This window comes from Streptomyces sp. BK208, assembly GCF_004364245.1.
Taxonomy (GTDB): Bacteria; Actinomycetota; Actinomycetes; order Streptomycetales; family Streptomycetaceae; genus Streptomyces.
Genome location: NZ_SOAV01000018.1, coordinates 120,552 through 141,810 on the forward strand (window position 1 = coordinate 120,552; position 21,259 = coordinate 141,810).

Here is a 21,259-nt window from a genome sequence, read left to right on the forward strand (position 1 = left end):
CTGGTGAACCCCGAGCCGTTCACCACCGGAGGCGACCATTCCGGCCGGACGGTATGCCCATGGCACGTTCACAGAACAAGTACGCGGATTTCGAAGGCCTACGGGAGCGCGCGGTGGCGCTGCGGCGGGCCGGCTACAGCCTTCGGCAGATCCGCGACGAGTTGAAGGTCTTCAACAACGACATCCTCAGCCGACTGGTCAAGGGGGAGCCGCCGCCGGAGTGGACCAAGCGGCCGAACGCGAAGGACGACGTCAAGGCCAAGGCACGCGAGCTGCGCCGCCAGGGGTGGACGTACGACCAGATCGAGGCCGAGCTGGGCTGCTCCAGGAGCTCGGTGTCGCTGTGGGTGCGGGATCTACCAAAACCCGAACCCCGATACACCCCCGAAGAACACAGGGCCCTTATGAACGCCGGCCTCACGCGCCTACGCGAGGCGCAGGACGCGGAGCGCGACAGGGTGCGGGCCGCTGCCAGGCAAGAAGCCATCGGCCTCGGGGACAGGGAACTGTTCATGACCGGCGTGGCGCTCTACTGGGCAGAAGGCTCCAAGAGCAAACCGTATGACCGACGCGAGCGGGTCGTCTTTGTGAACAGCGACCCGGGAGTGATCGAGGTCTACCTGGCCTGGCTCGATCTGCTCGGAGTGAGCCGCGACCGTCTCACCTACCGGATCCTCATCCACGAATCGGCGGACATCACGGCGGCGCACGAGCATTGGGCCGGCATTGCGGGAATCGCCGTCTCGGCGTTCGCCAAGCCCACCCTCAAGCGGCACAACCCCAAGACCGTCCGGAAGAACACCGGCGACAGCTATCACGGATGCTTGGTCATGGGAGTCGCCAAGGGCGCCGATCTGTACAACCGCATCGAAGGCTGGTGGAGCGGCATCGTGACTTCCGCGCAGACACGACTCCGGTAAGGTCTGACGCGCTGTCCCCCGTGGTGTAACTGGCAGCACACTGGTTTTTGGTACCAGCAGGACAAGGTTCGAATCCTTGCGGGGGAGCTACAGCGCACAACGCCTGAGTTCGGGCCCCGACTGGCACATCGGCCAACGTCAGGGCCCGCACTCATGTCCCCCTCCAACCACCCCGGTATCCTGCGGATGTCCACCCCCACCCCCTCAAAGCCGAAGGGCATCCCGTGAGCGCCAATCGCCCGGCAGCCGTCGTCGTTCTCGCAGCGGGTGAGGGCACCCGTATGAAGTCGGCCACTCCCAAGGTCCTGCACGAGCTGTGCGGCCGGTCCCTCGTCGGGCACGTGCTCGCCGCGGCCGGTGAGCTGGACCCCGAGAACCTGGTCGCCGTCGTCGGGCACGCCCGCGAGAAGGTCACCGCGCACCTCGCCGAGGTCGCCCCCGACGTCCGCACCGCCGTCCAGGAGCAGCAGAACGGCACCGGGCACGCCGTGCGGATCGGTCTGGAGGTGCTGGGCGGTGCCGTGGACGGGACCGTGGTCGTGGTCTGCGGTGACACTCCGCTGCTGACCGGCGGGACGCTCAAGGCCCTCGCCGCGACGCACTCGGCCGACGGGAACGCGGTGACGGTGCTGACGGCGGAGGTGCCGGACGCGACGGGGTACGGGCGGATCGTGCGGGACGGTGCCTCGGGTGCCGTGACGGCGATCGTGGAGCACAAGGACGCCTCGGAGTCGCAGCGGGCGATCCGGGAGATCAACTCGGGTGTGTTCGCCTTCGACGGGCGGTTGCTCGCGGAGGCGCTGGGCAAGGTGCGGACGGACAACAGTCAGGGTGAGGAGTACCTGACGGATGTCCTGGGGATCCTGCGCGAGGCGGGGCACCGGGTGGGTGCGTCGGTGGCGGGTGACCACCGGGAGATCGCGGGGATCAACAACCGTGTGCAGCTGGCGGAGGCCCGGCGGATCCTGAACGACCGGTTGCTGACCGGGGCGATGCTGGCCGGCGTGACGGTGGTGGATCCGGCGACGACGTGGGTCGACGTGACGGTGACGTTCGAACAGGACGTGGTCCTGCATCCGGGCACGCAGCTGCACGGTGCCACGCATCTCGCGGAGGGCTGTGAGGTCGGTCCGAACACGCGCCTGACGGACACCCGGGTGGACGCGGGGGCGCGGGTGGACAACACGGTCGCGGTGAGCGCTCATGTGGGTCCGCAGGCTTCGGTGGGTCCGTACGCGTATCTGCGGCCGGGTACGCGTCTCGGGCTGAAGTCGAAGATCGGTACGTTCGTCGAGGCGAAGAACGCGTCGATCGGCGAGGGGACGAAGGTTCCGCACCTGTCCTACATGGGTGATGCGACGATCGGTGATTTCACGAACATCGGTGCGGCGAGCGTGTTCGTGAACTACGACGGTCAGGACAAGCACCACACGACGATCGGTTCGCACTGCCGTACGGGTTCGGACAACATGTTTGTGGCTCCTGTCACGGTCGGGGACGGTGCCTACACCGCCGCCGGCTCGGTGATCACGAAGGATGTGCCGCCCGGTTCGCTGGCCGTGGCCCGTGGCCAGCAGCGGAATATCGAGGGTTGGGTGGCTCGGAAGCGTCCGGGGAGCGCGGCGGCGAAGGCTGCCGAGGCGGTGTCCCGTGAGGCGGGCGGCGAGGACTGACCGGAAACCGGCGCGTCGAACACGGCGTACCGTGATAAGTGCACATCCGCACCCCACCAGCTGAGACGCCCCCGCGGCCAGTCGGGAGAGCGCCCATGAGCTCAGCTGCGAACCTCTGAGGAGAAAGTGCTGTGACCGGGATCAAGACGACCGGCGAGAAGAAGATGATGTTCTTCTCCGGCCGCGCACACCCCGAGCTTGCCGAGGAGGTCGCCCAGCAGCTGGGGGTCGGGGTCGTCCCGACGAAGGCCTTCGACTTCGCCAATGGTGAGATCTATGTGCGGTATCAGGAGTCGGCGCGTGGTGCGGACTGTTTCCTGATCCAGAGCCACACGGCTCCGATCAACAAGTGGGTCATGGAGCAGTTGATCATGATCGACGCGTTGAAGCGTGCGTCGGCTCGCTCCATCACCGTCATCGTGCCGTTCTACGGTTACGCGCGGCAGGACAAGAAGCACCGTGGGCGTGAACCGATTTCGGCGCGTCTGGTCGCGGATCTGATGAAGACCGCGGGTGCGGACCGGATTCTGGCGGTGGATCTGCACACGGATCAGATCCAGGGCTTCTTCGACGGTCCGGTGGATCATCTGTTCGCGTTGCCGCTGCTGGCGGACTACGTGGGTGCGAAGGTGGACCGTTCGAAGCTGACGGTGGTGTCTCCGGACGCGGGCCGGGTGCGGGTGGCGGACCGTTGGTGCGACCGTCTGGGCGCTCCGCTGGCGATCGTGCACAAGCGGCGTGACAAGGACGTGGCGAACCAGGTCACGGTGCACGAGGTCGTGGGTGATGTGGAGGGGCGTATCTGCGTCCTGGTCGACGACATGATCGACACGGGTGGCACGATCTGCGCGGCTGCGGACGCGTTGTTCGCGCACGGTGCGGAGGATGTGATCGTGACGGCGACGCACGGTGTGCTGTCGGGTCCGGCGGCGGACCGGTTGAAGAACTCGAAGGTGAGTGAGTTCGTGTTCACGAACACGCTGCCGTCGGCGAGTGAGCTGGAGCTGGACAAGATCACGGTGTTGTCGATCGCGCCGACGATCGCGCGTGCGGTGCGTGAGGTGTTCGAGGACGGTTCGGTGACGAGCCTGTTCGACGAGCAGTGAGCGTCGTGCAGTAACCGTTCTGCAGGCGCCGGTGCCGCTTGTTGATCGTTTTGGGTACGGCCTTCCTCTCCGCGTAGACTGCTCAGGTTGCTCGGCGAGGGAGGCCGTACCCGTGTTTTCGGGTGTGGCGCTCCGTTATCGACGCGCTCTTCGTAGCAGGCCGTTCGTGGCCGGGTGACCACGTCCGTTTCTGTTTTCCACGAGGAGTGATCATGTCCGAGGTGAAGCTCACCGCCGAGACGCGCACCGAGTTCGGCAAGGGTGCCGCGCGTCGTATCCGCCGTGACAACAAGGTTCCCGGTGTCCTGTACGGCCACGGTTCGGACCCGCTGCACCTGACCCTGCCGGGTCACGAGCTGCTGCTGGCGCTGCGTACGCCGAACGTGCTGATCGCGCTGGACGTCGACGGCAAGACGAACGAGCTGGCGATCCCGAAGTCGGTCCAGCGTGACCCGATCAAGGGTTTCCTGGAGCACGTCGACCTGCAGTTGGTGCAGCGCGGCGAGACGGTCAGCGTCGAGATCTACGTGCAGACCGAGGGTGAACTGGCCCCGGGCGGCAACCTGCTCGAGCACGTGCTGAACGCGCTGCCGGTCGAGGCCGAGGCGACGCACATCCCGGAGTCGGTCACCGTCTCCGTCGAGGGTCTGGAGGCCGGCGCCTCCATCCTGGCCAAGGACATCCCGCTCCCGGCCGGCACCAAGCTGGCCGTCGAGGAGGACACGGTCGTCCTTCAGGTCCTGGCCGCGCAGGCCGAGGAGGCCCCGGCCGAGGGTGAGGGCGAGGGCGACGAGGCCGCGGAGGCCTGATCCCGTCCTGGGTCATCATGTGGTCGGCCGCTGCTCCCGTGCGGGGCGGCGGCCGACGCGTATGTGGGGACGGGTACGGACGGGTGCGAGGGACGTGAGGGAGAGATGGACGTGACGACGGACGCGGGTGCTCCGTGGCTGGTGGCCGGTCTCGGCAATCCGGGCGCCGAGTACGCCTCGAACCGGCACAACGTCGGTTTCATGGTGGCGGATCTGCTGGCGGAGCGGATCGGGGGGCGGTTCAAGCGGCACGGCAAGGCGCAGGCGCAGGTGGTCGAGGGGCGGATCGGTCCGCCGGGGCCGGCGAGCCGGCGGGTGATTCTTGCGAAGCCGATGTCGTTCATGAACGTGTCGGGGGGGCCGGTGACGGCGTTGCGGGACTTCTACAAAGTGCCGGTGGGCAATGTCGTGGCGGTGCACGACGAGTTGGACATCGACTACGGCGTGCTGCGGTTGAAGCTGGGTGGCGGGGACAACGGGCACAACGGGCTGAAGTCGATCACGAAGTCGCTGGGTGCGGAGTATCACCGGGTGCGGTTCGGGATCGGGCGGCCGCCGGGGCGGATGCCGGTGGCGGATTTCGTGCTGCGGGATTTCTCGTCGGCGGAGCGCAAGGAGCTGGACTACTTCGTGGACCGGGCGGCGGACGCGGTGGAGGCTCTGGTGATCGAGGGTCTGGAGCGGGCGCAGAGCGCGTACAACTCGTGACTTGTCCGGTGATGGTCCGCGGGTGAGTTGACCGGGCGTGCGGGCATGGCCAATGATCCCGGCCATGCCTGCCTCTGCCTCCGCCGCTCGTTCCCGTCAGGCCTCGTCCGTGTCGTCCCTGTCGTCCGTGTCGTCCGCCGTGCTGCGGTTCGGGCGGGTGGCGGCGATGGGGACGGTGACGGCGTTGATCCTGATCGCGGGGGTGTGGGCGTCCTGGGGTTCGGCGCAGCATGTGCTGCTGACGAAGGGGCGGGAGCGGGGCACGGTGGAGGTGACGCGCTGTGCCGACGGTTGGTGCAGTGGTCCGTACGCGCCGGTGTCGGCGGGGTCGCAGGCCCGTGGCCGGGTGGTGCTGGAGGATTCGGTCGCGGTGGCGGAGGGGCGGTCGTACGGCGTGGTGCTGAAGCCCGGCGGTGACGGTGCGGTGCGTGCGGGTGCGGCGGGGGTCCTGTTCGCGTGGGTGCCGCTGGGTGGTGCGCTGCTGCTGGCGTCGGTGGTGGTGGCGGGTGGTCTGCGGCGGGTCCGGGCGGCGTGGGTGATGGCGGGGGCGGGGGTGGCGTTGCTGACGGCGGCGTTCTTCGCGGTGTGAGGTTCCCGCACCGGCGCGTGCGGGAACGGGCGGTGCCCCGGGCTCTGGGTGAGTCCGGGGCACCGTTGTGTGGCGGGGTTCGCGTCAGCCGGTGTTGCGCAGGCCCGCGGCGACGCCGTTGACGGTGAGGAGGAGGGCCCGGGCGAGGAGCGGGTCCGGGTCCTCGTTCGCGGCGGCGGCCTCGCGCTGGCGGCCGAGGAGGGCGACCTGGAGGTAGGAGATCGGGTCGAGGTAGGCGTCGCGGATGGCGAAGGTCTGCTTGAGGACCGGGTCGGCGTCCAGCAGTTCGGTCTCGCCGGTGACGCGCAGGACCTCGGCGACGGTCAGCTCGTGTTCGGCCTTGATGGCGTCGAAGACGTGCTTGAGTTCGTCGGGGACGAGGGTGTCGACGTAGTGCTGGGCGATGCGCAGGTCGGTCTTGGCGAGGGTCATCTCGACGTTGGAGATGAAGTTGCGGAAGAAGTGCCACTGCTGGTGCATCTCGTCGAGGACGGTGTCCAGGCCGGCCTCGCGCAGCGCCTTGAGGCCGGAGCCGACGCCGTACCAGCCGGGGACGATCTGCCGGGACTGGGTCCAGCCGAAGACCCAGGGGATGGCGCGCAGTCCGTCGAGGGAGACGCCGGAGCCGGGCCGGCGGGAGGGCCGTGAGCCCAGGTGCAGGTCGGCGAGCTGGTCGACGGGTGTGGAGGCCAGGAAGTAGGTGGGCAGGTCGGGGTCTTCGACGAGCTTGCGGTAGGCGGTGTGGGCGGCGTCGGAGACGACGTCCATGGCGGCGTCCCAGCGGGCCAGGGCCTCGTCGGACTGGCGGGGTGCGGTGTGCAGGGCGGATGCCTGGAGGGTGGCCGCGACGGTCAGCTCCAGGTTCTCCCGGGCGAGGGCGGGGATGAGGTACTTGTCGGAGATGACCTCGCCCTGCTCGGTGACCTTGATCTCGCCTTCCAGGGTGCCCCAGGGCTGGGCGAGGATGGCGTCGTGGGTGGGGCCGCCGCCGCGGCCGACGGTGCCGCCGCGGCCGTGGAAGAGGCGCAGGCGTACGCCGTAGCGGTGGGCGACGTCGCGCAGCCGGCGCTGGGCGCGGTGGATCTCCCACTGGCTGGTGGTGATGCCGCCGAACTTGGAGGAGTCGGAGTAGCCGAGCATGACTTCCTGGACGTCGCCGCGCAGGGCGACCAGGCGCCGGTAGGAGGGGTCGGCGAGGAGGTCTTCCAGGATGGTGTCGGCGGCCTTGAGCTCGTCGGTGGTCTCCAGGAGCGGCACGATGCCGATCTTGGCCCAGCCGGCGTGCAGGTCGATGAGTCCGGCCTCGCGTGCCAGCACCGCCGCGGCGAAGACGTCGTCGGCGCCCTGGCACATGGAGATGATGTAGGACTCGATGACCTCGGGGCCGAAGACCTCCAGGGCGCGGCGGACGGTCTGGAAGACGCCGAGGGTCTTCTCGCCGGGGGCGTCCACGGGGGCCGGGGTGGGGGCGAGCGGCCTGCGGGAGCGCAGTTCCTTGGCGAGGAGCTTGGTGCGGTACTCGCGGGGCATGTCGGCGTAGCGCCAGGACTCCTCGCCGAGCCGGTCGAAGAGCTGGCCGAGGGCGTGGTGGTGGGCGTCGGCGTGTTCGCGGACGTCCATGGTGGCGAGCTGGAGGCCGAAGGCGGCCAGGGTGCGGATGGTGCGGGCGAGGCGGCCGTCGGCGAAGAGGCCGCCGCGGTGTTCGCGCAGCGAGGTCTGGACGATGCGCAGGTCGTCGATGAGTTCGGCGGTGCCGAGGTAGTCGCGGCCGGCGTCGTGGGCGGTGCCCTTGGCGAGGCGCTGCTTGGTGTTCTCCAGCTTCTGCCGAATGCAGGTGGCCTTGAGCCGGTAGGGCTCCTCGGCGTTGAGCCGCTTGTAGCGGGGGCTGATCTCGGGGAGCCGTTCCAGGTCGGCCTGGAGGGAGGTGAGCAGTTCCTCGGTGGCTCCGGCGTAGCGGATGGAGTTGGAGAGGAAGCCGCGCAGTTCGTCGATCATCTCCAGGGCGTCGTTGATGCCGTGTTCGTGCTGGAGGATGAGGATGTCCCAGGTCACCTGGGGGGTGACGTTGGGGTTGCCGTCGCGGTCGCCGCCGATCCAGGTGCCGAAGGTGAGGGGGCGGGTGTCGTCGGGGAGCTTGACGCCGGCCCGTTCCAGTTCGGCGGTGAGGTCCTCGAGGACGTCGCCGACGGCGCCCAGGTGCAGCTCGTCGAGGTAGTAGATGGCGTTGCGGGCCTCGTCGGCGGGCTCGGGGCGGACGACGCGCAGCTCGTCGGTCTGCCAGACGAGGTCGATGTTCTCGGCGAGGCGGGTGTCCAGGCGGCGGCGGTCGGACTCGTTGACCGGGGTGTCCAGGAGCGCGGCGATGCGGCGCAGCTTGTTGAGGACGGAGCGGCGGGCGGCCTCGGTGGGGTGCGCGGTGAAGACGGGGCGCACGTTGAGGTTGCGGACCGTCTCGCGCAGGTGCTCGGGGTCCGCGTCCTTGAGCCGATCCGCGGTGCGGGCGAGCAGTCCGCCCTCGGCGGCGCGCTTGGCGCCCAGTTCGCGGCCGCGGTGGACCTGTTCGGTGACGTTGGCGAGGTGGAAGTAGGTGGAGAAGGCGCGGACGAGCTTGGCGGCGGTCTCCAGTTCGGTTCCGCGCAGCAGTTCGGCGGCGGCCTCGCCGTCCTCGCGGGTGAGTCGGCGTACCTTCTCGACGAGTTCCAGCAGCTCGGGGCCCTCCTGCCGGACGAGCGTCTCTCCGAGGAGGTCGCCCAGTCGGCGGATGTCGGCCCGCAGTTCGCTGCCGGTCGTCGTGGTGGTCTGGTCGTCGGCACTGCTCACAGGTGCGGCTCCTTGCAGTGTTGAAGCTCGTCTGGGAGGGAACCCGGACGGCCGTCTCGCGCGGCGGGCGCCGCTTACCGGGCCGGACGTCCGGAAAGTAATCAGAGCGGACCGCGCTGTCCGACCGACTCCCAGGATAGGTGTCGGCCGGGACGCGCAGGCTCTGGGGCTCTTGCCGCGTGGCCACGCACTGCCATACTTACGTCGCCGTAGGTTACGGGACCGTAGGAAGTTCACGCGCGGTCCCGCAGTCTGCACCGGCGACACCCCCGACCCCCACCCTCGACCCCACAGGGGACGCGCATGACCACGAGTTCCGATGTGATCCCAGACGCTCCGCAGCCGGCCGATGCCGAAGCGGCGCCCTCCGCCACGCTGGGCGGTGAGCAGAAGCGTTCGCTGGAGCAGATCACGCTGCTGCTCTTCATCACCGTTCCGTTCCTCGCGCTGGCGGCGGCGGTGCCGCTGGCGTGGGGGTGGGGGGTGAGCTGGCTGGACCTGGGGCTGCTGGTCTTCTTCTACTTCCTGGGCTGCCACGGCATCACGATCGGCTTCCACCGGCACTTCACCCACGGTTCGTTCAAGGCGAAGCGGCCGTTGAAGATCGCGTTGGCGATCGCGGGCTCCATGGCGGTCGAGGGGCCGCTGGTGCGCTGGGTGGCCGACCACCGCAGGCACCACAAGTTCTCCGACGACGAGGGCGACCCGCATTCGCCGTGGCGGTACGGCGAGACGGTGCCGGCTCTGATGAAGGGCCTGTGGTGGGCGCACATCGCCTGGATGTTCGACGAGGAGCAGACGCCGCAGGACAAGTACGCCCCGGATCTGATCAAGGACCCGGCGCTGCGGGCGGTCTCCCGCCAGTTCGTCCTGTGGACGGTGGTGTCCCTGGCGCTGCCCGCGCTGATCGGCGGGCTGGTCACGATGTCCTGGTGGGGTGCGTTCACCGGCTTCTTCTGGGGTTCACTCGTGCGGGTGGCCCTGCTGCACCACGTGACGTGGTCGATCAACTCGATCTGCCACGCGGTGGGCAAGCGCCCGTTCAAGTCCCGGGACCGCTCGGGCAACGTGTGGTGGCTGGCGATCCTGTCCTGCGGTGAGTCCTGGCACAACCTGCACCACGCGGACCCGACGTCGGCGCGGCACGGGGTGATGCGCGGGCAGCTGGACTCGTCGGCCCGCCTGATCCGCTGGTTCGAGCAGCTGGGGTGGGCGTACGACGTGCGGTGGCCGTCACGCTCGCGTATCGATTCGCGCCGTAACACGGATCAGGACGGTGCCCGCCGCCGGAAGGAGACGGCGAAGGCGGCATGATTGACGCCGTGGCGACCGACTCCAGCAGCACCCCGAGCAACGAGAAGCCGCGGCGGGCACGCCGCACCCGGATGACGGGTGCCGAGCGGCGCCAGCAGCTGCTGGAGATCGGCCGCACGCTGTTCGCGGCGAAGGGGTTCGAGGGCACGTCGGTGGAGGAGATCGCGGCGAAGGCCGGGGTCTCCAAGCCGGTGGTGTACGAGCACTTCGGCGGCAAGGAGGGCCTGTACGCGGTGGTCGTGGACCGGGAGATGCGGCGGCTGCTGGACATGGTGACCGGCTCCCTGACCGCGGGGCACCCGCGTGAGCTGTGCGAGCAGGCGGCCTTCGCGCTCCTGGACTACATCGAGGAGTACACGGACGGTTTCCGCATCCTGGTCCGCGACTCCCCCATCCCGCAGTCGACGGGTACCTTCGCCTCCCTCATCTCGGACATCGCCACCCAGGTGGAGGACATCCTGGGCCGCGAGTTCAAGAGCCGCGGTTTCGACGCGAAGCTGGCCCCGCTGTACGCGCAGGCGCTGGTCGGGATGGTGGCGCTGACCGGGCAGTGGTGGCTGGACGTGCGCCGCCCGAAGAAGGCCGAGGTGGCGGCACATCTGGTGAACCTGGCGTGGCACGGTCTGGACGGTCTGGAGCCGAAGCCGCGCCTGATAGGGCACCGCAAGAGCTGAGGGCCGGGGCATGCAACCGCTGCGCGGAATCACCGTCGTCTCGCTGGAGCAGGCGATCGCCGCTCCCTACGCGAGCCGTCAGCTCGCCGACCTCGGCGCACGCGTGATCAAGGTGGAGCGTCCGGGGACGGGGGATTTCGCGCGGGCGTACGACACGCGGGTGCGGGGTCTGAGTTCGCACTTCGTGTGGGTCAACCGCAACAAGGAGTCCGTCACCCTGGACTTCAAGGACCCGCGGGGTCTTCGGCTGCTGCGCCGGCTGATCGCGGACGCCGACGTCTTCCTGCAGAACCTGGCGCCGGGCGCCGCGGCCCGGGCCGGTCTGGGCGCCGAGGAGCTGCTGGCCGCGCATCCGGGGCTGATCGTGTGCGACGTCTCCGGCTACGGCGCGTCGGGTCCCTACGCGGACCGCAAGGCGTACGACCTGCTGGTGCAGTCGGAGGCGGGGCTGCTGTCGGTCACGGGGACGCCGCGGGAGATGGCGAAGGCGGGCATCCCGGTGTCGGACATCGCCGCCGGGATGTACGCGTACAGCTCGATCCTCGGTGCGCTGCTGGAGCGCGGGCGCACGGGGCGGGGCACGCATCTGGACGTGTCGATGCTGGAGGCCACCGTGGAGTGGCTGGGCTTCCCGCTGTACTACTCCCTCGACGGTGCCCAGCCGCCGCCGCGGGCGGGTGCGGCGCACGCGACGATCTTTCCCTACGGTCCGTTCACGGCCCGGGACGGGAAGGTCGTGATGACGGCGGTGCAGAACGAGCGGGAGTGGCGTGGCTTCTGCGCGGGCTTCCTGGGCCGCCCGGAGCTGGCGGAGCACCCGCACTACGCCACCAACGCGGACCGGGACGCGCACCGGGAGGAGCTGGGCGAGCTGATCGCGGCCCGGTTCGCGGAGCTGACCGGCGCCGAGGCGGTCGAGCTGCTCGACGCGGTGCCGGTGGCCAATGCCCGGGTGAACACGCTGGCCGAGGTGTGGGACCACCCTCAGCTGGCCGCGCGGGGCCGCCTGCGCGAGGTGGACACACCGGCCGGCCCGGTCCCGGCGCTGGTGCCGCCCGGTCCGACCGGTGAGGCGCCCCGCATGGAGGCGGTCCCGGCGCTGGGCGAGCACACCCGCGCCGTGCTCGGCGGTCTCGGTCTGTCGGAGGAGGCCGTCGACGCGCTCGCCGCCGAGGGCGTGGTGTGAGGGCGCGGACCCCGGGGCGGCTGCGGGCGGCCGGGCGTCAGGGCGGCTCGGGTGCGTCCGGCTGCAGGAACTCCAGGCGGTTGCCGACCGGGTCGGCGCAGTGGAAGCGCCGGTGGCCGGGCAGGCCGTGGTCCCAGGTGACGGGCGTGCCGTGGGCGTGCAGGCGGGCGGCCCAGGCGTCGATCGCGGTGACCCGCAGGGCGGGGTGGGCCTTGCGGGCGGGCCGGAACCCGGTGGTCTCGACGCCCAGGTGGAGCTGGGCGGTGCCGGCCCGGAACCAGCAGCCGCCGCGGGTGGCGAGCGCGGGCGGTTCGGGCATCTCGGTCATGCCGAGGACGCCGCCGTAGAAGGCCCGCAGGGTGGCCTCGGAGCCGGGCGGCGCGGCGAGCTGGACGTGGTCGAGGCCGAGGATCACCGGCTCTCCCCTTCCCTGCCCTGCGGCCCTTCCGGTGCGTCGCGTCCCTTGCGTGCGACGGCGAAGACGCGGCGGAAGGGGAACGGGGTGCCGTGTGCCCCGGCGGGGTAGGCGGCGCGCAGCGCGGCCCGGTACTCCTCGACGAAGGCGTCGCGGGCGGCCGGGTCGTCGTCGAGGGCGTCCAGTACGGGCCGCAGTCCCGTCCCCTTCACCCAGTCGAGGACGGCGTCCTCGCCGGGCAGCAGGTGGACGTACGTGGTCTCCCACACGTCGGCTGTGCAGCCGGTGGCGGTGAGCCGGGCGAGGTAGTCCTCGGGGGTGTGGACGGCGTCCTCGTGGCGCAGGACGCCGTCGAGCCGGTCCCGCCAGCGCGGGGAGCGGGCGAGTTCCCGCATCAGGCGGTGGCTGGGGGCGTCGAAGTTGCCGGGCACCTGGAGGGCGAGGGTGCCGCCGGGGGCGAGGCGGTCGATCCAGTCGGGGAAGCGGTCGGCGTGGCCGGGGACCCACTGGAGGGTGGCGTTGCTGACGACGAGGTCGTACGGCTCGTCGGGTGTCCAGGTGCGGGCGTCGGCGGGGGCGAAGTCGAGGTGGCCGCCGCCGGGGGTGGGCCCGGCGTACCGGCGGGCCCGGTCGAGCATCGGGGCCGAGTTGTCGTAGCCGGTGATGCGGGCGGTGGGCCAGCGGTCGGCGAGCAGGACGGTGACGTTGCCGGGGCCGCAGCCGAGGTCGGCGATGCGGGGCCGGTCGGCGGGGAGGTCCCCGACGCGGGCGAGGAGGTCGGTGAAGGGGCGGGCGCGGGGGCCGGCGTGGCGCAGGTACTGGGCGGGGTCCCAGGTGGGGGCGGTGGCGGACATGGAGCCTCCAGGGGTGTCCGTGCGGGACGGATACCCAGCGTCGCCCCCGATCTGTCTCGATGTCAAGATTGTTGTTGTCGAGACAATCGACATCAAGAGACTTCACATCGACACAACCACTACACTGATCGTCATGGAGGACGAGGTCGATCGGCTGGTCGCAGCGTGGCGCCGAGAGCGCCCGGACCTCGACGTGGAACCGCTCGAGGTGCTCAGCCGCGTCAGCAGGCTCGCCCGGCACCTGGACCGCGCCCGTCGGCTGGCCTTCTCCGAGCACCAGCTGGAGCCGTGGGAGTTCGACGTGCTGACGGCGCTGCGCCGCGCGGGCACCCCGTACCAGCTCTCGCCGGGGCAGTTGCTCACCCAGACCCTGGTCACGTCGGGCACGATGACCAACCGCATCGACCGGCTGGCGAAGAAGGGCCTGGTGGAGCGCCTGCCCGATCCCAGTGACCGGCGCGGCGTCCTGGTCCGGCTCACCGACGAGGGCCGGGACCGCGCCGACCAGTCCCTGGCGGGCCTGCTGGCCCAGGAGCGGGCGATCCTGGGCGAGCTCTCCCGCGCCCAGCGCAGTGAACTGGCGGCCCTGCTACGCCAGCTGACCGCCCCGTTCGACAACATCCCCGGCTGAGGGCCCGGCCAGGTCGGCGGGCCCGACCCCGGCCCTGCGGGCCAGCGCCACGGCGGCCAGGGTGGAGTGGACGCCCAGCTTGCCCAGCACGTTCTGCATGTGGGTGCGGACCGTGTGCGGGGACAGGTACAGCCGCTCCGCGACCGCCTTGCGGCCCAGGCCGGCGACCATGCAGCGCAGCACCTCGCGCTCGCGCGGGGTCAGCGACTCCACCAGCACCTCGCTCTCGGTGCGGTGCTTGCGGGCGGCGGTCAGCTCGCGCAGCACGCCGGTGAGCAGCGCGGGCGGCAGGTGCGTCTCGTCGCGCAGGACGCCCCGGATGACGTTGAGCAGCCGGGACAGGGAGCAGTCCTTGGCCACCCAGCCCGAGGCTCCGGTCCCCAGGGCCAGGGCCGCACGCCGAGGGTCGTCCTTCTCGGCGAGGACGACGATCCGCACGCCGGGCTGGCCCGACCGCACGCCGGCGACCAGCGAGATGCCGTCCACCAGGCCGTCCTCGTCGCCCTCCCGCACGGGCACGGCGGGCCGGGCGCCGGGCACGTGGCCGCCCAGGTCGGCGTCGACGAGGAGCACGTCGAAGCGCCGCCCCTCGGACGCGGCCCGCTCCAGGCAGCGCAGCGCGGCGGGACCGCTGCCGGCCGCGGAGACGTCGACGTCGGGCTCGGCGGCCAGGGCGGCGGCGAGCGACTCGGCGAAGATGCGGTGGTCGTCGACGACCAGGACTCGGATCCGACCCACGAAACCCCCTCCCCCGAGCTCCGCGCGGAGCAGGGGATACCCATCGTCTGTCCGTCCTCGGACGGCGTCACCGGCACGGGTACGACGCCCGAGGCCCGTACCCGGACCCCGTATCCGGCTGTGCTGTGTGCTCGCCGCTCCGGGACGGCCGGCGCTGCCGCCCGGCGCCGCCGAGCGGTGACCGCCCGCCCCGGGCGCCGTACCCGGCCGTCTCGCCCCCTGAACGACACCGGCCCCCACCGGTGTTGCTCATCAGAGTACGGGCGGGCGCCGGGAGCGGAAGGCTATTCGCAGAACTGACTCGGCGGCACGTTTATGGTGAGCCGCATGTTTCGTCTTGTGACAGAAGTCGACAGGGAGCGGCGCGATCTGCTGCGCATCCGCCTGCGGGAGACGAACACAGCGGCCTCCTCCGTCCTGCGTTCCCTGCGCGGGACCCCTCACGAACGCGAATTCCCGCTGCACGTCTGGATGCTGGACGAGGCGGGCGCTCTGGCGGGCGGCCTGGTCGGCCACACCTGGGCGACCTGGCTCCACGTGACGTACCTGTGGGTGGACGGCGGCCACCGCGGCTCGGGGCTCGGCTCCGCCCTCCTCGGCGAGGCCGAGCGCACCGCCCGCACCGAACGCGGGTGCGCCGCCGCCCGCGTGGAGACCTGGGACTTCCAGGCTCCGGGCTTCTACACCCGGCACGGCTACGAGGTGGCGTGCGTGATCCCCGGCTATCCGCCGGGGGTGACGGAGTACACGCTGGTGAAGCGGTGGGGCTGAGGGGACCGGTCCGGGGACGCCGGGACGTCGGTGGGCGCGTGCGGCGGTGGGCGAGACCGGGCGGTCGGTGACGCGGTGGCCCCGGCCCCGCGCGGTGTGCGGAACAGGCCCGGGGCTCCGCGCGGGCCGCAGGTCCGTCAGCCCAGACGCCGGGCCCCCTCCGAGGGCACCGCTTCGAACACCCGCGGGGCCGTGAAGCCGGCCGCCGCGAAGGCGTCCTCGACCGCCCCGGTGACGGCGTCCACGTCGGCGGCCTCCACCAGGACGATCGCCGAGCCGCCGAAGCCGCCGCCGGTCATGCGGGCGCCGAGCGCGCCGGCGGCGAGGGCCGTGTCGACGACCAGGTCCAGCTCGGGACAGGAGATGCGGAAGTCGTCCCGCAGCGAGGCGTGGCCCTCGACGAGGACGGGGCCGATGGCCCGGGTCTCGCCGGACTCCAGGAGCGACACCACCCGCTCGACGCGCTCGTTCTCCGTGACGATGTGCCGGACCAGGCGGCTGACCTCCTCGTCGTCGGCCAGCCGTTCCAGTGCCGCGTCGAGTTCGGCGTACGGCACGTCGCGCAGCGCGTCGACGCCCAGCAGCGCGGCGCCCTTCTCGCAGCCGGCGCGGCGCTTGCCGTACTCGCCCTCGCTGTGGGAGTGCTTGACGCGGGTGTCGACGACCAGCAGGCGCATGCCCTCGGACGCGAGGTCGAAGGGGATCTGGCGCTGGGAGAGGTCGCGGGTGTCGAGGAAGAGGGCGTGGCCGGCCTCGCAGCAGGCGGCGGCCGTCTGGTCCATGATGCCGACGGGGGCGCCGACGTAGACGTTCTCCGCGCGCTGGCACAGGCGGGCCAGCTGCCAGCCGCGCAGGCCGAAGGCGTAGAGGTCGTTCAACGCCAGTGCCACCACGACCTCCAGGGCCGCGGAGGAGGAGAGCCCCGCGCCCGACGGGACGGTCGAGGCCAGGTGGATGTCGGCACCGGTCAGCTCGTGGCCGGCCTCGCGCAGCGCCCAGACGACGCCCGAGGGGTACGCGGTCCAGGTCTTGTCCGAGCCGGGGGCCAGGTCGGCGACGCGCAGCTCGACGGGGCCGGCCGCGATGTCGGCGGAGTGCAGGCGCAGGACGCCGTCGTCGCGCCGGGAGACGGCCGCGACGGCCTGGTGGGGCAGGGCGAAGGGCATGACGAAGCCGTCGTTGTAGTCGGTGTGCTCACCGATGAGGTTCACCCGGCCCGGCGCCGCCCACACGCCCTCCGGATCCGCCCCGTACAGCTCCCGGAACCGCTCGCCGACGGTTACCGCGACAGCCTCGCCCATGCCCTGTCCCCTCGCCCTTCCGGAAAGTCCGTGGATTCCGTGCGTCCTAGCCCGCGCGTCGCTGCGCGAACTCCCACGCGTCCGACACGATGCCCGCGAGGTCCGCGCGGGACGGCCTCCAGCCCAGTTTCTCCCGGGCCGTGTCGGCCGACGCCACCAGGACCGCCGGGTCGCCGCCCCGGCGGGGCGCCACGACCTCCGGGATCGGGTGGCCGGTGACCCGTCGCACGGTCTCGACGACCTCGCGGACGGAGAACCCGTTCCCGTTGCCCAGGTTGCAGATGAGGTGTTCGCCGGGGGTGGCGGCCGTGACGGCCAGCAGGTGGGCCTCGGCCAGGTCGGCGACGTGGATGTAGTCGCGGACGCAGGTGCCGTCCGGCGTCGGGTAGTCGTCGCCGAAGACGGAGATCGCGTCGCGGCGGCCCTGCGCGACCTGGAGGACCAGCGGGATGAGGTGCGACTCGGGGTCGTGCCGCTCGCCGTACTCCCCGTACGCGCCCGCGACGTTGAAGTAGCGCAGCGAGACCGCGCCCAGCCCGTGGGCCGCCGCCTCACCGGTGATCATGTGGTCGACGGCGAGCTTCGAGGCGCCGTAGGGGTTCGTGGGCCTCGTCGGCGCGGACTCGACGATCGGGACCTGGTCCGGCTCGCCGTAGGTGGCGGCCGTGGAGGAGAAGACGAGCCGCCGCACGCCCGCGCCCCGCATGGCCTCCAGCAGGGCCATGGTGCCGCCGACGTTGTTGTCCCAGTACTTCTCGGGCTTGACGACGGACTCGCCCACCTGGGAGAAGGCGGCGAAGTGCAGGACGCCGTCGAAGGAGGCGTCCAGCCACTTGGCGGCGTCGCGGATGTCGCCCTCGACGAACGAGGCGCCCGCCGGGACACCCTCACGGAAGCCGGTCGACAGATTGTCGAGCACGACGACCTCGTGCCCGGCTTCCACCAGGTGCTGGGCGACGACGCTGCCGACGTATCCCGCGCCACCTGTCACCAGGTACTTCCCGCTCATGAACTCGCTACCTCTCGCAGTCGCTCGGCCGCGCGCTCCGGGGGCACGTCGTTGATGAACACGTTCATGCCGGACTCGGAGCCCGCGAGGAACTTCAGCTTGCCCGATGTACGGCGGATGGTGAAAAGCTCCAGGTGCAGCGCGAAGTCGTCCCGCGTCACACCGTCGAACTCCTCCAACTGCCCGAACGGCGCCTGGTGCCAGGCGGCGATGTAGGGCGTCGGGGGCTCCCCCGCACCGAAGATCCGGTCGAAGCGCCTCAACAGTTCCAGATAGACCTTGGGGAATTCTGTGCGGGCGGCCTCGTCGAGGCCGAGCAGGTCGGGCACCCGCCGCTTCGGGTAGAGGTGCACCTCGTACGGCCAGTGCGCGGCGTAGGGCACGAAGGCGACCCAGTGTTCGCCCTCCAGGACGACCCGGTCGCCGGCCAGCTCCTCGGCCACGACGGAGTCGAACAGGTTCTCCCCGCCCGTCGCGTCCTTGTGGGCGGCGAGCGATCGGAGCATCAGGGCGGTGCGGGGGGTGGTGAACGGGTAGGCGTAGATCTGCCCGTGCGGGTGACCCAGCGTCACACCGATCTCGGCGCCCCGGTTCTCGAAGCAGAACACCTGGTCGACGGAGGGCAGATGGGACAGCTCCGAGGTGCGGTCCGTCCAGGCGTCGAGCACGAGCCGGGCCTGCTCCTCGCTCAGGTCGGCGAAGGAGGCGTCGTGGTCGGAGGTGAAGCAGACGACCTCGCAGCGCCCGGAGTCGCCGGCCAGCGAGGGGAAGCGGTTCTCGAAGACCACCACGTCGTACGACGAGTCCGGGATCTCGCTCAGCCGCTCCCCGTCCGAGGGGCACAGCGGGCACTGGTCGGCCGGCGGGTGGTAGGTGCGGCCCTGGCGGTGCGAGGCGACGGCGACCGAGTCGCCGAGCAGCGGGTCGCGGCGGACCTCGGAGGTGGTGACGGTCCGCTCCAGCGGACGGCGGTCCACGGCGTCCCGCACGGTGTCGTCGCGCAGGTCGTAGTAGACCAGCTCGCGACCGTCGGCCAGCCGGGTCGAGGTCTTCTTCACTGCCGCACTCCTCTGCACCCCAACGGTCACCAAGGAAACCAATCACCGAACACAATCAAACATAACACGCCACAACTCACCACCGATGTCGTGGCGGCCCCCCTTCATCACAATCAAACAAAGTTCATCACCCGAAGTGTTCATTTACTGAACGCGGAGGCGTAGGTTCCGCTGCGGATCAGTTCGCGAACGAAGCGAGTGCTTAATGCAAACCCCCACAAGCTCCACTTACCTAGCCGCGGAGCTTCGACTCCCCACCAACTGGCTCGACTACACGATCCTCGGGATCTACTTCCTGGTCGTCCTGGGCATCGGCTTCGCCGCCCGCCGTTCCGTCAAGACCAGCCTGGACTTCTTCCTGTCCGGCCGCTCGCTGCCCGCCTGGGTCACCGGCCTCGCCTTCGTCGCCGCCAACCTGGGCGCCACCGAGATCCTCGGCATGGCCGCCAACAGCGCCCAGTACGGGGTCTACACGACCCACTGGTACTGGATCGGCGCCATCCCGGCGATGGTCTTCCTCGGCCTGGTGATGATGCCGTTCTACTACGGCTCGAAGGTCCGCTCGGTCCCGGAGTTCCTCCTGCTCCGCTTCGACAAGGCCGCCCACCTCCTCAGTTCGGCCCTTTTCGCCATCGCCGCCATCCTGATCGCCGGCGTGAACCTGTACGCCCTCGCGATCGTCGTCGAGGCGCTGCTGGGCTGGCCGGAGTGGGTGGCCATCGTGGTGGCGGGCTTCTTCGTCCTGGCGTACATCACCCTGGGCGGCCTCTCCTCGGCCATCTACAACGAGGTGCTCCAGTTCTTCGTGATCCTGGCCGGCCTCATCCCGATCACCATCCTGGGCCTGAAGAAGGTCGGCGGCTGGGACGGCCTGTCCGACTCCCTCTCCAAGTCCCACGGCTCCGACTTCATGACGGCGTGGGGCGGCACGGGCATCGGCAGCGAGAACCCGCTGGGCGCCAACTGGCTGACCATCGTCCTCGGCCTCGGCTTCGTCCTCTCCTTCGGCTACTGGACGACGAACTTCGCCGAGGTGCAGCGCGCCCTGTCGGCGAAGAACCTCTCCGCGGCCCAGCGCACCCCGCTGATCGCCGCCTTCCCGAAGATCTTCATCGTCTTCGTCGTGATGATCCCGGGCCTGGTCGCCGCGGTCCTGGTCCCCAAGATCGGCACCCCCGGCTCGGACCTCCAGTACAACGACGCGATCCCGTACCTGATGCAGCAGCTGCTGCCCAACGGTGTCCTCGGCATCGCGGTGACCGGTCTGCTGGCCGCCTTCATGGCCGGCATGGCGGCCAACATCTCCTCCTTCAACACCGTCTTCACCACCGACATCTGGCAGAAGTACGTGGTGAAGGACCGCGAGGACGGCTACTACGTCCGCTTCGGCCGCCTGATCACGGTGATCGGCGTCCTGGCCTCCATCGGCACGGCGTTCCTGGCCTCGTCCTTCTCGAACATCATGAGCTACCTCCAGACGCTCTTCTCCTTCTTCAACGTGCCGATGTTCGTGGTCTTCATCATCGGCATGTTCTGGAAGCGCGCGTCGATGAAGTCCGGCTTCTGGGGCCTGATCGCGGGCACCACGGCCGCGATGGTGAACTACTTCGTCATCTACAAGCAGGGCATCATCGACATCCCCTCCGACCAGGGCGCCAACTTCGTCTCCGCGATCGCGGGCTTCGTCGCCGGTGCGGTGGTCATGGTCGCCGTGTCCCTGTTCACCAAGCCGAAGCCGGTCACCGAGCTGCAGGGCCTGGTCTACGGCACCACCTCGCCCGGCATGTCCGAGCCGCCCGCCAAGGGCGACGACGCGTGGTACCGCCGGCCGGCGCTGCTGGGCTGGGGCGCGGTCGTCCTGGCCGCCGCCTGCTACATCCCGTTCTCGTTCTGATCGCGGGAGGATTGAGAGAGCATGTCCGATTCCTACTCCGACAAGAACGTCCAGGACGAGGTCTCCGAGCTGGAGACCAAGTCCGCTACCGCCGCGCGGCTGTTCGACATCCGGCGGATCATCGGCGGGCTGTTCGTGGTCTACGGCGTCATCGTGACGATCGCGGGCATCGTGGCGTCCGACGACGACATCGACAAGGCGCAGGGGGTGAACATCAATCTGTGGACCGGGGTGGGGATGCTGGTCCTCGGGGTGTTCTTCCTGGCCTGGCTGAAACTGCGGCCGGTGGCGCCGCCGACGCCGCCGCTGGAGGGGGCCGACGAGAAGTGACGCCGCGGTACTGACGCGGGGCGCCGCGTCCGGCGTCGACCGGTGGGCCGGGGTGGGTGCGGGGCCGCCGGGCGACGGGTCCGGTGTCGACCGGTGGGCCGGGGTGGATGCGGGGCCGCCGGGCGACGCGTCCGGTGTCGACCCGTGGCCGGGGTGGGAGCGGGGCGAGGAGACGCGTGGCCCGGCGCTGCCGGGTGCCGCTGCGCCCACCCGTGCCGCCCCAGCGGCACGACTGCCCGCAGCGGGGGCGGGGAGCCGCGTACGGCGGGACAAGGCCGCCGGGGGACGGCGGCCCGCACCCGCGTACGGCGGGGAGGGGACGGGGCGGGGGGTGTCTGCCCGCAGCGGTTGGCGCGTCAACGCCCCGAGCCCTCTTCAAGTAACCGATTCCGCGCCGTTCCGAGGACGGACACCCCCCGCCCCGGCCCCGCACCACCCACCGAACCCAAGGCGCTACAC

20 protein-coding genes and 1 tRNA gene are annotated in these 21,259 nt (G+C 70.7%); 14 read left to right on the forward strand and 7 right to left on the reverse strand.

Translation table 11 applies throughout. The annotated features are described in order from the left end of the window. Window positions 1–59: 59 nt before the first annotated feature. The 7 genes from EV562_RS33365 (at window position 60) to EV562_RS33395 (ending at window position 5,805) form a co-directional block, all read left to right on the forward strand. A complete protein-coding gene (locus EV562_RS33365) occupies window positions 60–920 on the forward strand; it encodes a hypothetical protein (RefSeq protein ID WP_133890610.1) in 861 nt (286 codons plus the stop codon). Window positions 921–934: 14 nt separating this feature from the next. Beyond that, window positions 935–1,007: transfer RNA gene (locus tag EV562_RS33370), tRNA-Gln, on the forward strand. A 137-nt stretch (window positions 1,008–1,144) separates the two neighbouring features. Then, window positions 1,145–2,593, forward strand: a complete 1,449-nt coding sequence (gene glmU / locus EV562_RS33375) for a bifunctional UDP-N-acetylglucosamine diphosphorylase/glucosamine-1-phosphate N-acetyltransferase GlmU (protein ID WP_133890611.1) — start codon at window positions 1,145–1,147, stop codon at window positions 2,591–2,593. A 131-nt stretch (window positions 2,594–2,724) separates the two neighbouring features. Beyond that, the gene (locus EV562_RS33380) at window positions 2,725–3,699 is read left to right on the forward strand and encodes a ribose-phosphate diphosphokinase (RefSeq protein WP_133890612.1); all 975 of its coding nucleotides are present in this window, start codon (window positions 2,725–2,727) and stop codon (window positions 3,697–3,699) included. A gap of 212 nt (window positions 3,700–3,911) precedes the next feature. Next, window positions 3,912–4,508 (forward strand): 50S ribosomal protein L25/general stress protein Ctc, encoded by a 597-nt coding sequence (locus EV562_RS33385; RefSeq protein ID WP_133890613.1) that lies wholly within the window; start codon window positions 3,912–3,914, stop codon window positions 4,506–4,508. 105 nt (window positions 4,509–4,613) lie between these two features. After that, complete coding sequence (gene pth / locus EV562_RS33390; protein ID WP_133890614.1) at window positions 4,614–5,216, forward strand: aminoacyl-tRNA hydrolase; 603 nt, start codon at window positions 4,614–4,616, stop codon at window positions 5,214–5,216. Window positions 5,217–5,268: 52 nt separating this feature from the next. Beyond that, window positions 5,269–5,805, forward strand: coding sequence for a hypothetical protein (locus EV562_RS33395; protein ID WP_133890637.1), 537 nt, complete (start codon window positions 5,269–5,271; stop codon window positions 5,803–5,805). A gap of 84 nt (window positions 5,806–5,889) precedes the next feature. On the opposite strand, the gene ppc is transcribed toward EV562_RS33395, so the two are convergent. Further along, window positions 5,890–8,625: a phosphoenolpyruvate carboxylase gene (gene ppc, locus EV562_RS33400; RefSeq protein ID WP_133890615.1), complete on the reverse strand. Its 2,736-nt coding sequence runs from the start codon at window positions 8,623–8,625 to the stop codon at window positions 5,890–5,892. 303 nt (window positions 8,626–8,928) lie between these two features. On the opposite strand from ppc, the gene EV562_RS33405 reads away from it, so the two are divergent. Genes EV562_RS33405 through EV562_RS33415 form a run of 3 tightly spaced genes read left to right on the forward strand, consistent with a single transcriptional unit; the run spans window position 8,929 to window position 11,799 of the window. Then, window positions 8,929–9,939, forward strand: coding sequence for an acyl-CoA desaturase (locus EV562_RS33405; protein ID WP_133890616.1), 1,011 nt, complete (start codon window positions 8,929–8,931; stop codon window positions 9,937–9,939). Continuing rightward, window positions 9,936–10,613 (forward strand): TetR/AcrR family transcriptional regulator, encoded by a 678-nt coding sequence (locus EV562_RS33410; protein ID WP_061444296.1) that lies wholly within the window; start codon window positions 9,936–9,938, stop codon window positions 10,611–10,613. Before EV562_RS33405 ends, EV562_RS33410 begins: the two co-directional genes overlap by 4 nt. A 10-nt stretch (window positions 10,614–10,623) precedes the next feature. Beyond that, a complete protein-coding gene (locus EV562_RS33415) occupies window positions 10,624–11,799 on the forward strand; it encodes a CaiB/BaiF CoA-transferase family protein (RefSeq protein ID WP_133890617.1) in 1,176 nt (391 codons plus the stop codon). A gap of 37 nt (window positions 11,800–11,836) precedes the next feature. Here EV562_RS33415 and EV562_RS33420 read toward each other — a convergent pair whose 3' ends face one another. Together EV562_RS33420 and EV562_RS33425 are read right to left on the reverse strand one after the other, a co-directional pair. Next, window positions 11,837–12,214: a VOC family protein gene (locus tag EV562_RS33420; RefSeq protein WP_133890618.1), complete on the reverse strand. Its 378-nt coding sequence runs from the start codon at window positions 12,212–12,214 to the stop codon at window positions 11,837–11,839. Next, window positions 12,211–13,068, reverse strand: coding sequence for a trans-aconitate 2-methyltransferase (locus EV562_RS33425; RefSeq protein ID WP_133890619.1), 858 nt, complete (start codon window positions 13,066–13,068; stop codon window positions 12,211–12,213). Before EV562_RS33425 ends, EV562_RS33420 begins: the two co-directional genes overlap by 4 nt. A 133-nt stretch (window positions 13,069–13,201) precedes the next feature. Here EV562_RS33425 and tamR point away from each other — a divergent pair, with 133 nt between their 5' ends. Further along, on the forward strand, window positions 13,202–13,699 hold the full coding sequence (gene tamR / locus EV562_RS33430; protein ID WP_007450665.1) for a MarR family transcriptional regulator TamR: 498 nt from the start codon (window positions 13,202–13,204) through the stop codon (window positions 13,697–13,699). Here the strand turns inward: tamR and EV562_RS33435 are convergent. Next, complete coding sequence (locus tag EV562_RS33435; protein WP_133890620.1) at window positions 13,658–14,437, reverse strand: response regulator transcription factor; 780 nt, start codon at window positions 14,435–14,437, stop codon at window positions 13,658–13,660. The genes tamR and EV562_RS33435 overlap by 42 nt on opposite strands. 315 nt (window positions 14,438–14,752) lie before the next feature. On the opposite strand from EV562_RS33435, the gene EV562_RS33440 reads away from it, so the two are divergent. Further along, a complete protein-coding gene (locus EV562_RS33440; protein ID WP_133890621.1) occupies window positions 14,753–15,208 on the forward strand; it encodes a GNAT family N-acetyltransferase in 456 nt (151 codons plus the stop codon). Window positions 15,209–15,345: 137 nt separating this feature from the next. Here the strand turns inward: EV562_RS33440 and galK are convergent, their stop codons facing one another. From galK to galT, 3 genes are read right to left on the reverse strand one after another with little or no spacing between them, the layout of a single operon-like run. Continuing rightward, window positions 15,346–16,509: a galactokinase gene (galK, locus tag EV562_RS33445; RefSeq protein ID WP_133890622.1), complete on the reverse strand. Its 1,164-nt coding sequence runs from the start codon at window positions 16,507–16,509 to the stop codon at window positions 15,346–15,348. A gap of 46 nt (window positions 16,510–16,555) precedes the next feature. Continuing rightward, the gene (gene galE / locus EV562_RS33450) at window positions 16,556–17,518 is read right to left on the reverse strand and encodes a UDP-glucose 4-epimerase GalE (protein WP_133890623.1); all 963 of its coding nucleotides are present in this window, start codon (window positions 17,516–17,518) and stop codon (window positions 16,556–16,558) included. Next, window positions 17,515–18,576 (reverse strand): galactose-1-phosphate uridylyltransferase, encoded by a 1,062-nt coding sequence (galT, locus tag EV562_RS33455; protein ID WP_133890624.1) that lies wholly within the window; start codon window positions 18,574–18,576, stop codon window positions 17,515–17,517. Before galT ends, galE begins: the two co-directional genes overlap by 4 nt. Window positions 18,577–18,781: 205 nt before the next feature. Between galT and EV562_RS33460 the strand changes: the two genes are divergently transcribed. Both EV562_RS33460 and EV562_RS33465 read left to right on the forward strand, forming a co-directional pair. Next, on the forward strand, window positions 18,782–20,470 hold the full coding sequence (locus EV562_RS33460) for a sodium:solute symporter family protein (protein WP_133890625.1): 1,689 nt from the start codon (window positions 18,782–18,784) through the stop codon (window positions 20,468–20,470). Between the two features lie 21 nt (window positions 20,471–20,491). Beyond that, entirely contained in the window at window positions 20,492–20,800 is a 309-nt protein-coding gene (locus EV562_RS33465; RefSeq protein ID WP_133890626.1) for a hypothetical protein, read from the forward strand. Window positions 20,801–21,259 lie beyond the last annotated feature (459 nt).

What these genes read in the sequence shown, in the direction of transcription:
- tamR (WP_007450665.1), top strand. Translation starts at nt 13,202, where the DNA reads ATGGAGGACGAGGTCGATCGGCTGGTCGCAGCGTGGCGCCGAGAGCGC.
- EV562_RS33405 (WP_133890616.1), top strand. Translation starts at nt 8,929, where the DNA reads ATGACCACGAGTTCCGATGTGATCCCAGACGCTCCGCAGCCGGCCGAT.
- galE (WP_133890623.1), bottom strand. Translation starts at nt 17,518, where the DNA reads ATGAGCGGGAAGTACCTGGTGACAGGTGGCGCGGGATACGTCGGCAGC.
- EV562_RS33465 (WP_133890626.1), top strand. Translation starts at nt 20,492, where the DNA reads ATGTCCGATTCCTACTCCGACAAGAACGTCCAGGACGAGGTCTCCGAG.
- pth (WP_133890614.1), top strand. Translation starts at nt 4,614, where the DNA reads ATGGACGTGACGACGGACGCGGGTGCTCCGTGGCTGGTGGCCGGTCTC.
- EV562_RS33410 (WP_061444296.1), top strand. Translation starts at nt 9,936, where the DNA reads ATGATTGACGCCGTGGCGACCGACTCCAGCAGCACCCCGAGCAACGAG.
- EV562_RS33415 (WP_133890617.1), top strand. Translation starts at nt 10,624, where the DNA reads ATGCAACCGCTGCGCGGAATCACCGTCGTCTCGCTGGAGCAGGCGATC.
- EV562_RS33460 (WP_133890625.1), top strand. Translation starts at nt 18,782, where the DNA reads ATGCAAACCCCCACAAGCTCCACTTACCTAGCCGCGGAGCTTCGACTC.
- EV562_RS33385 (WP_133890613.1), top strand. Translation starts at nt 3,912, where the DNA reads ATGTCCGAGGTGAAGCTCACCGCCGAGACGCGCACCGAGTTCGGCAAG.
- galK (WP_133890622.1), bottom strand. Translation starts at nt 16,509, where the DNA reads ATGGGCGAGGCTGTCGCGGTAACCGTCGGCGAGCGGTTCCGGGAGCTG.
- EV562_RS33365 (WP_133890610.1), top strand. Translation starts at nt 60, where the DNA reads ATGGCACGTTCACAGAACAAGTACGCGGATTTCGAAGGCCTACGGGAG.
- EV562_RS33395 (WP_133890637.1), top strand. Translation starts at nt 5,269, where the DNA reads ATGATCCCGGCCATGCCTGCCTCTGCCTCCGCCGCTCGTTCCCGTCAG.
- EV562_RS33440 (WP_133890621.1), top strand. Translation starts at nt 14,753, where the DNA reads ATGGTGAGCCGCATGTTTCGTCTTGTGACAGAAGTCGACAGGGAGCGG.
- EV562_RS33425 (WP_133890619.1), bottom strand. Translation starts at nt 13,068, where the DNA reads ATGTCCGCCACCGCCCCCACCTGGGACCCCGCCCAGTACCTGCGCCAC.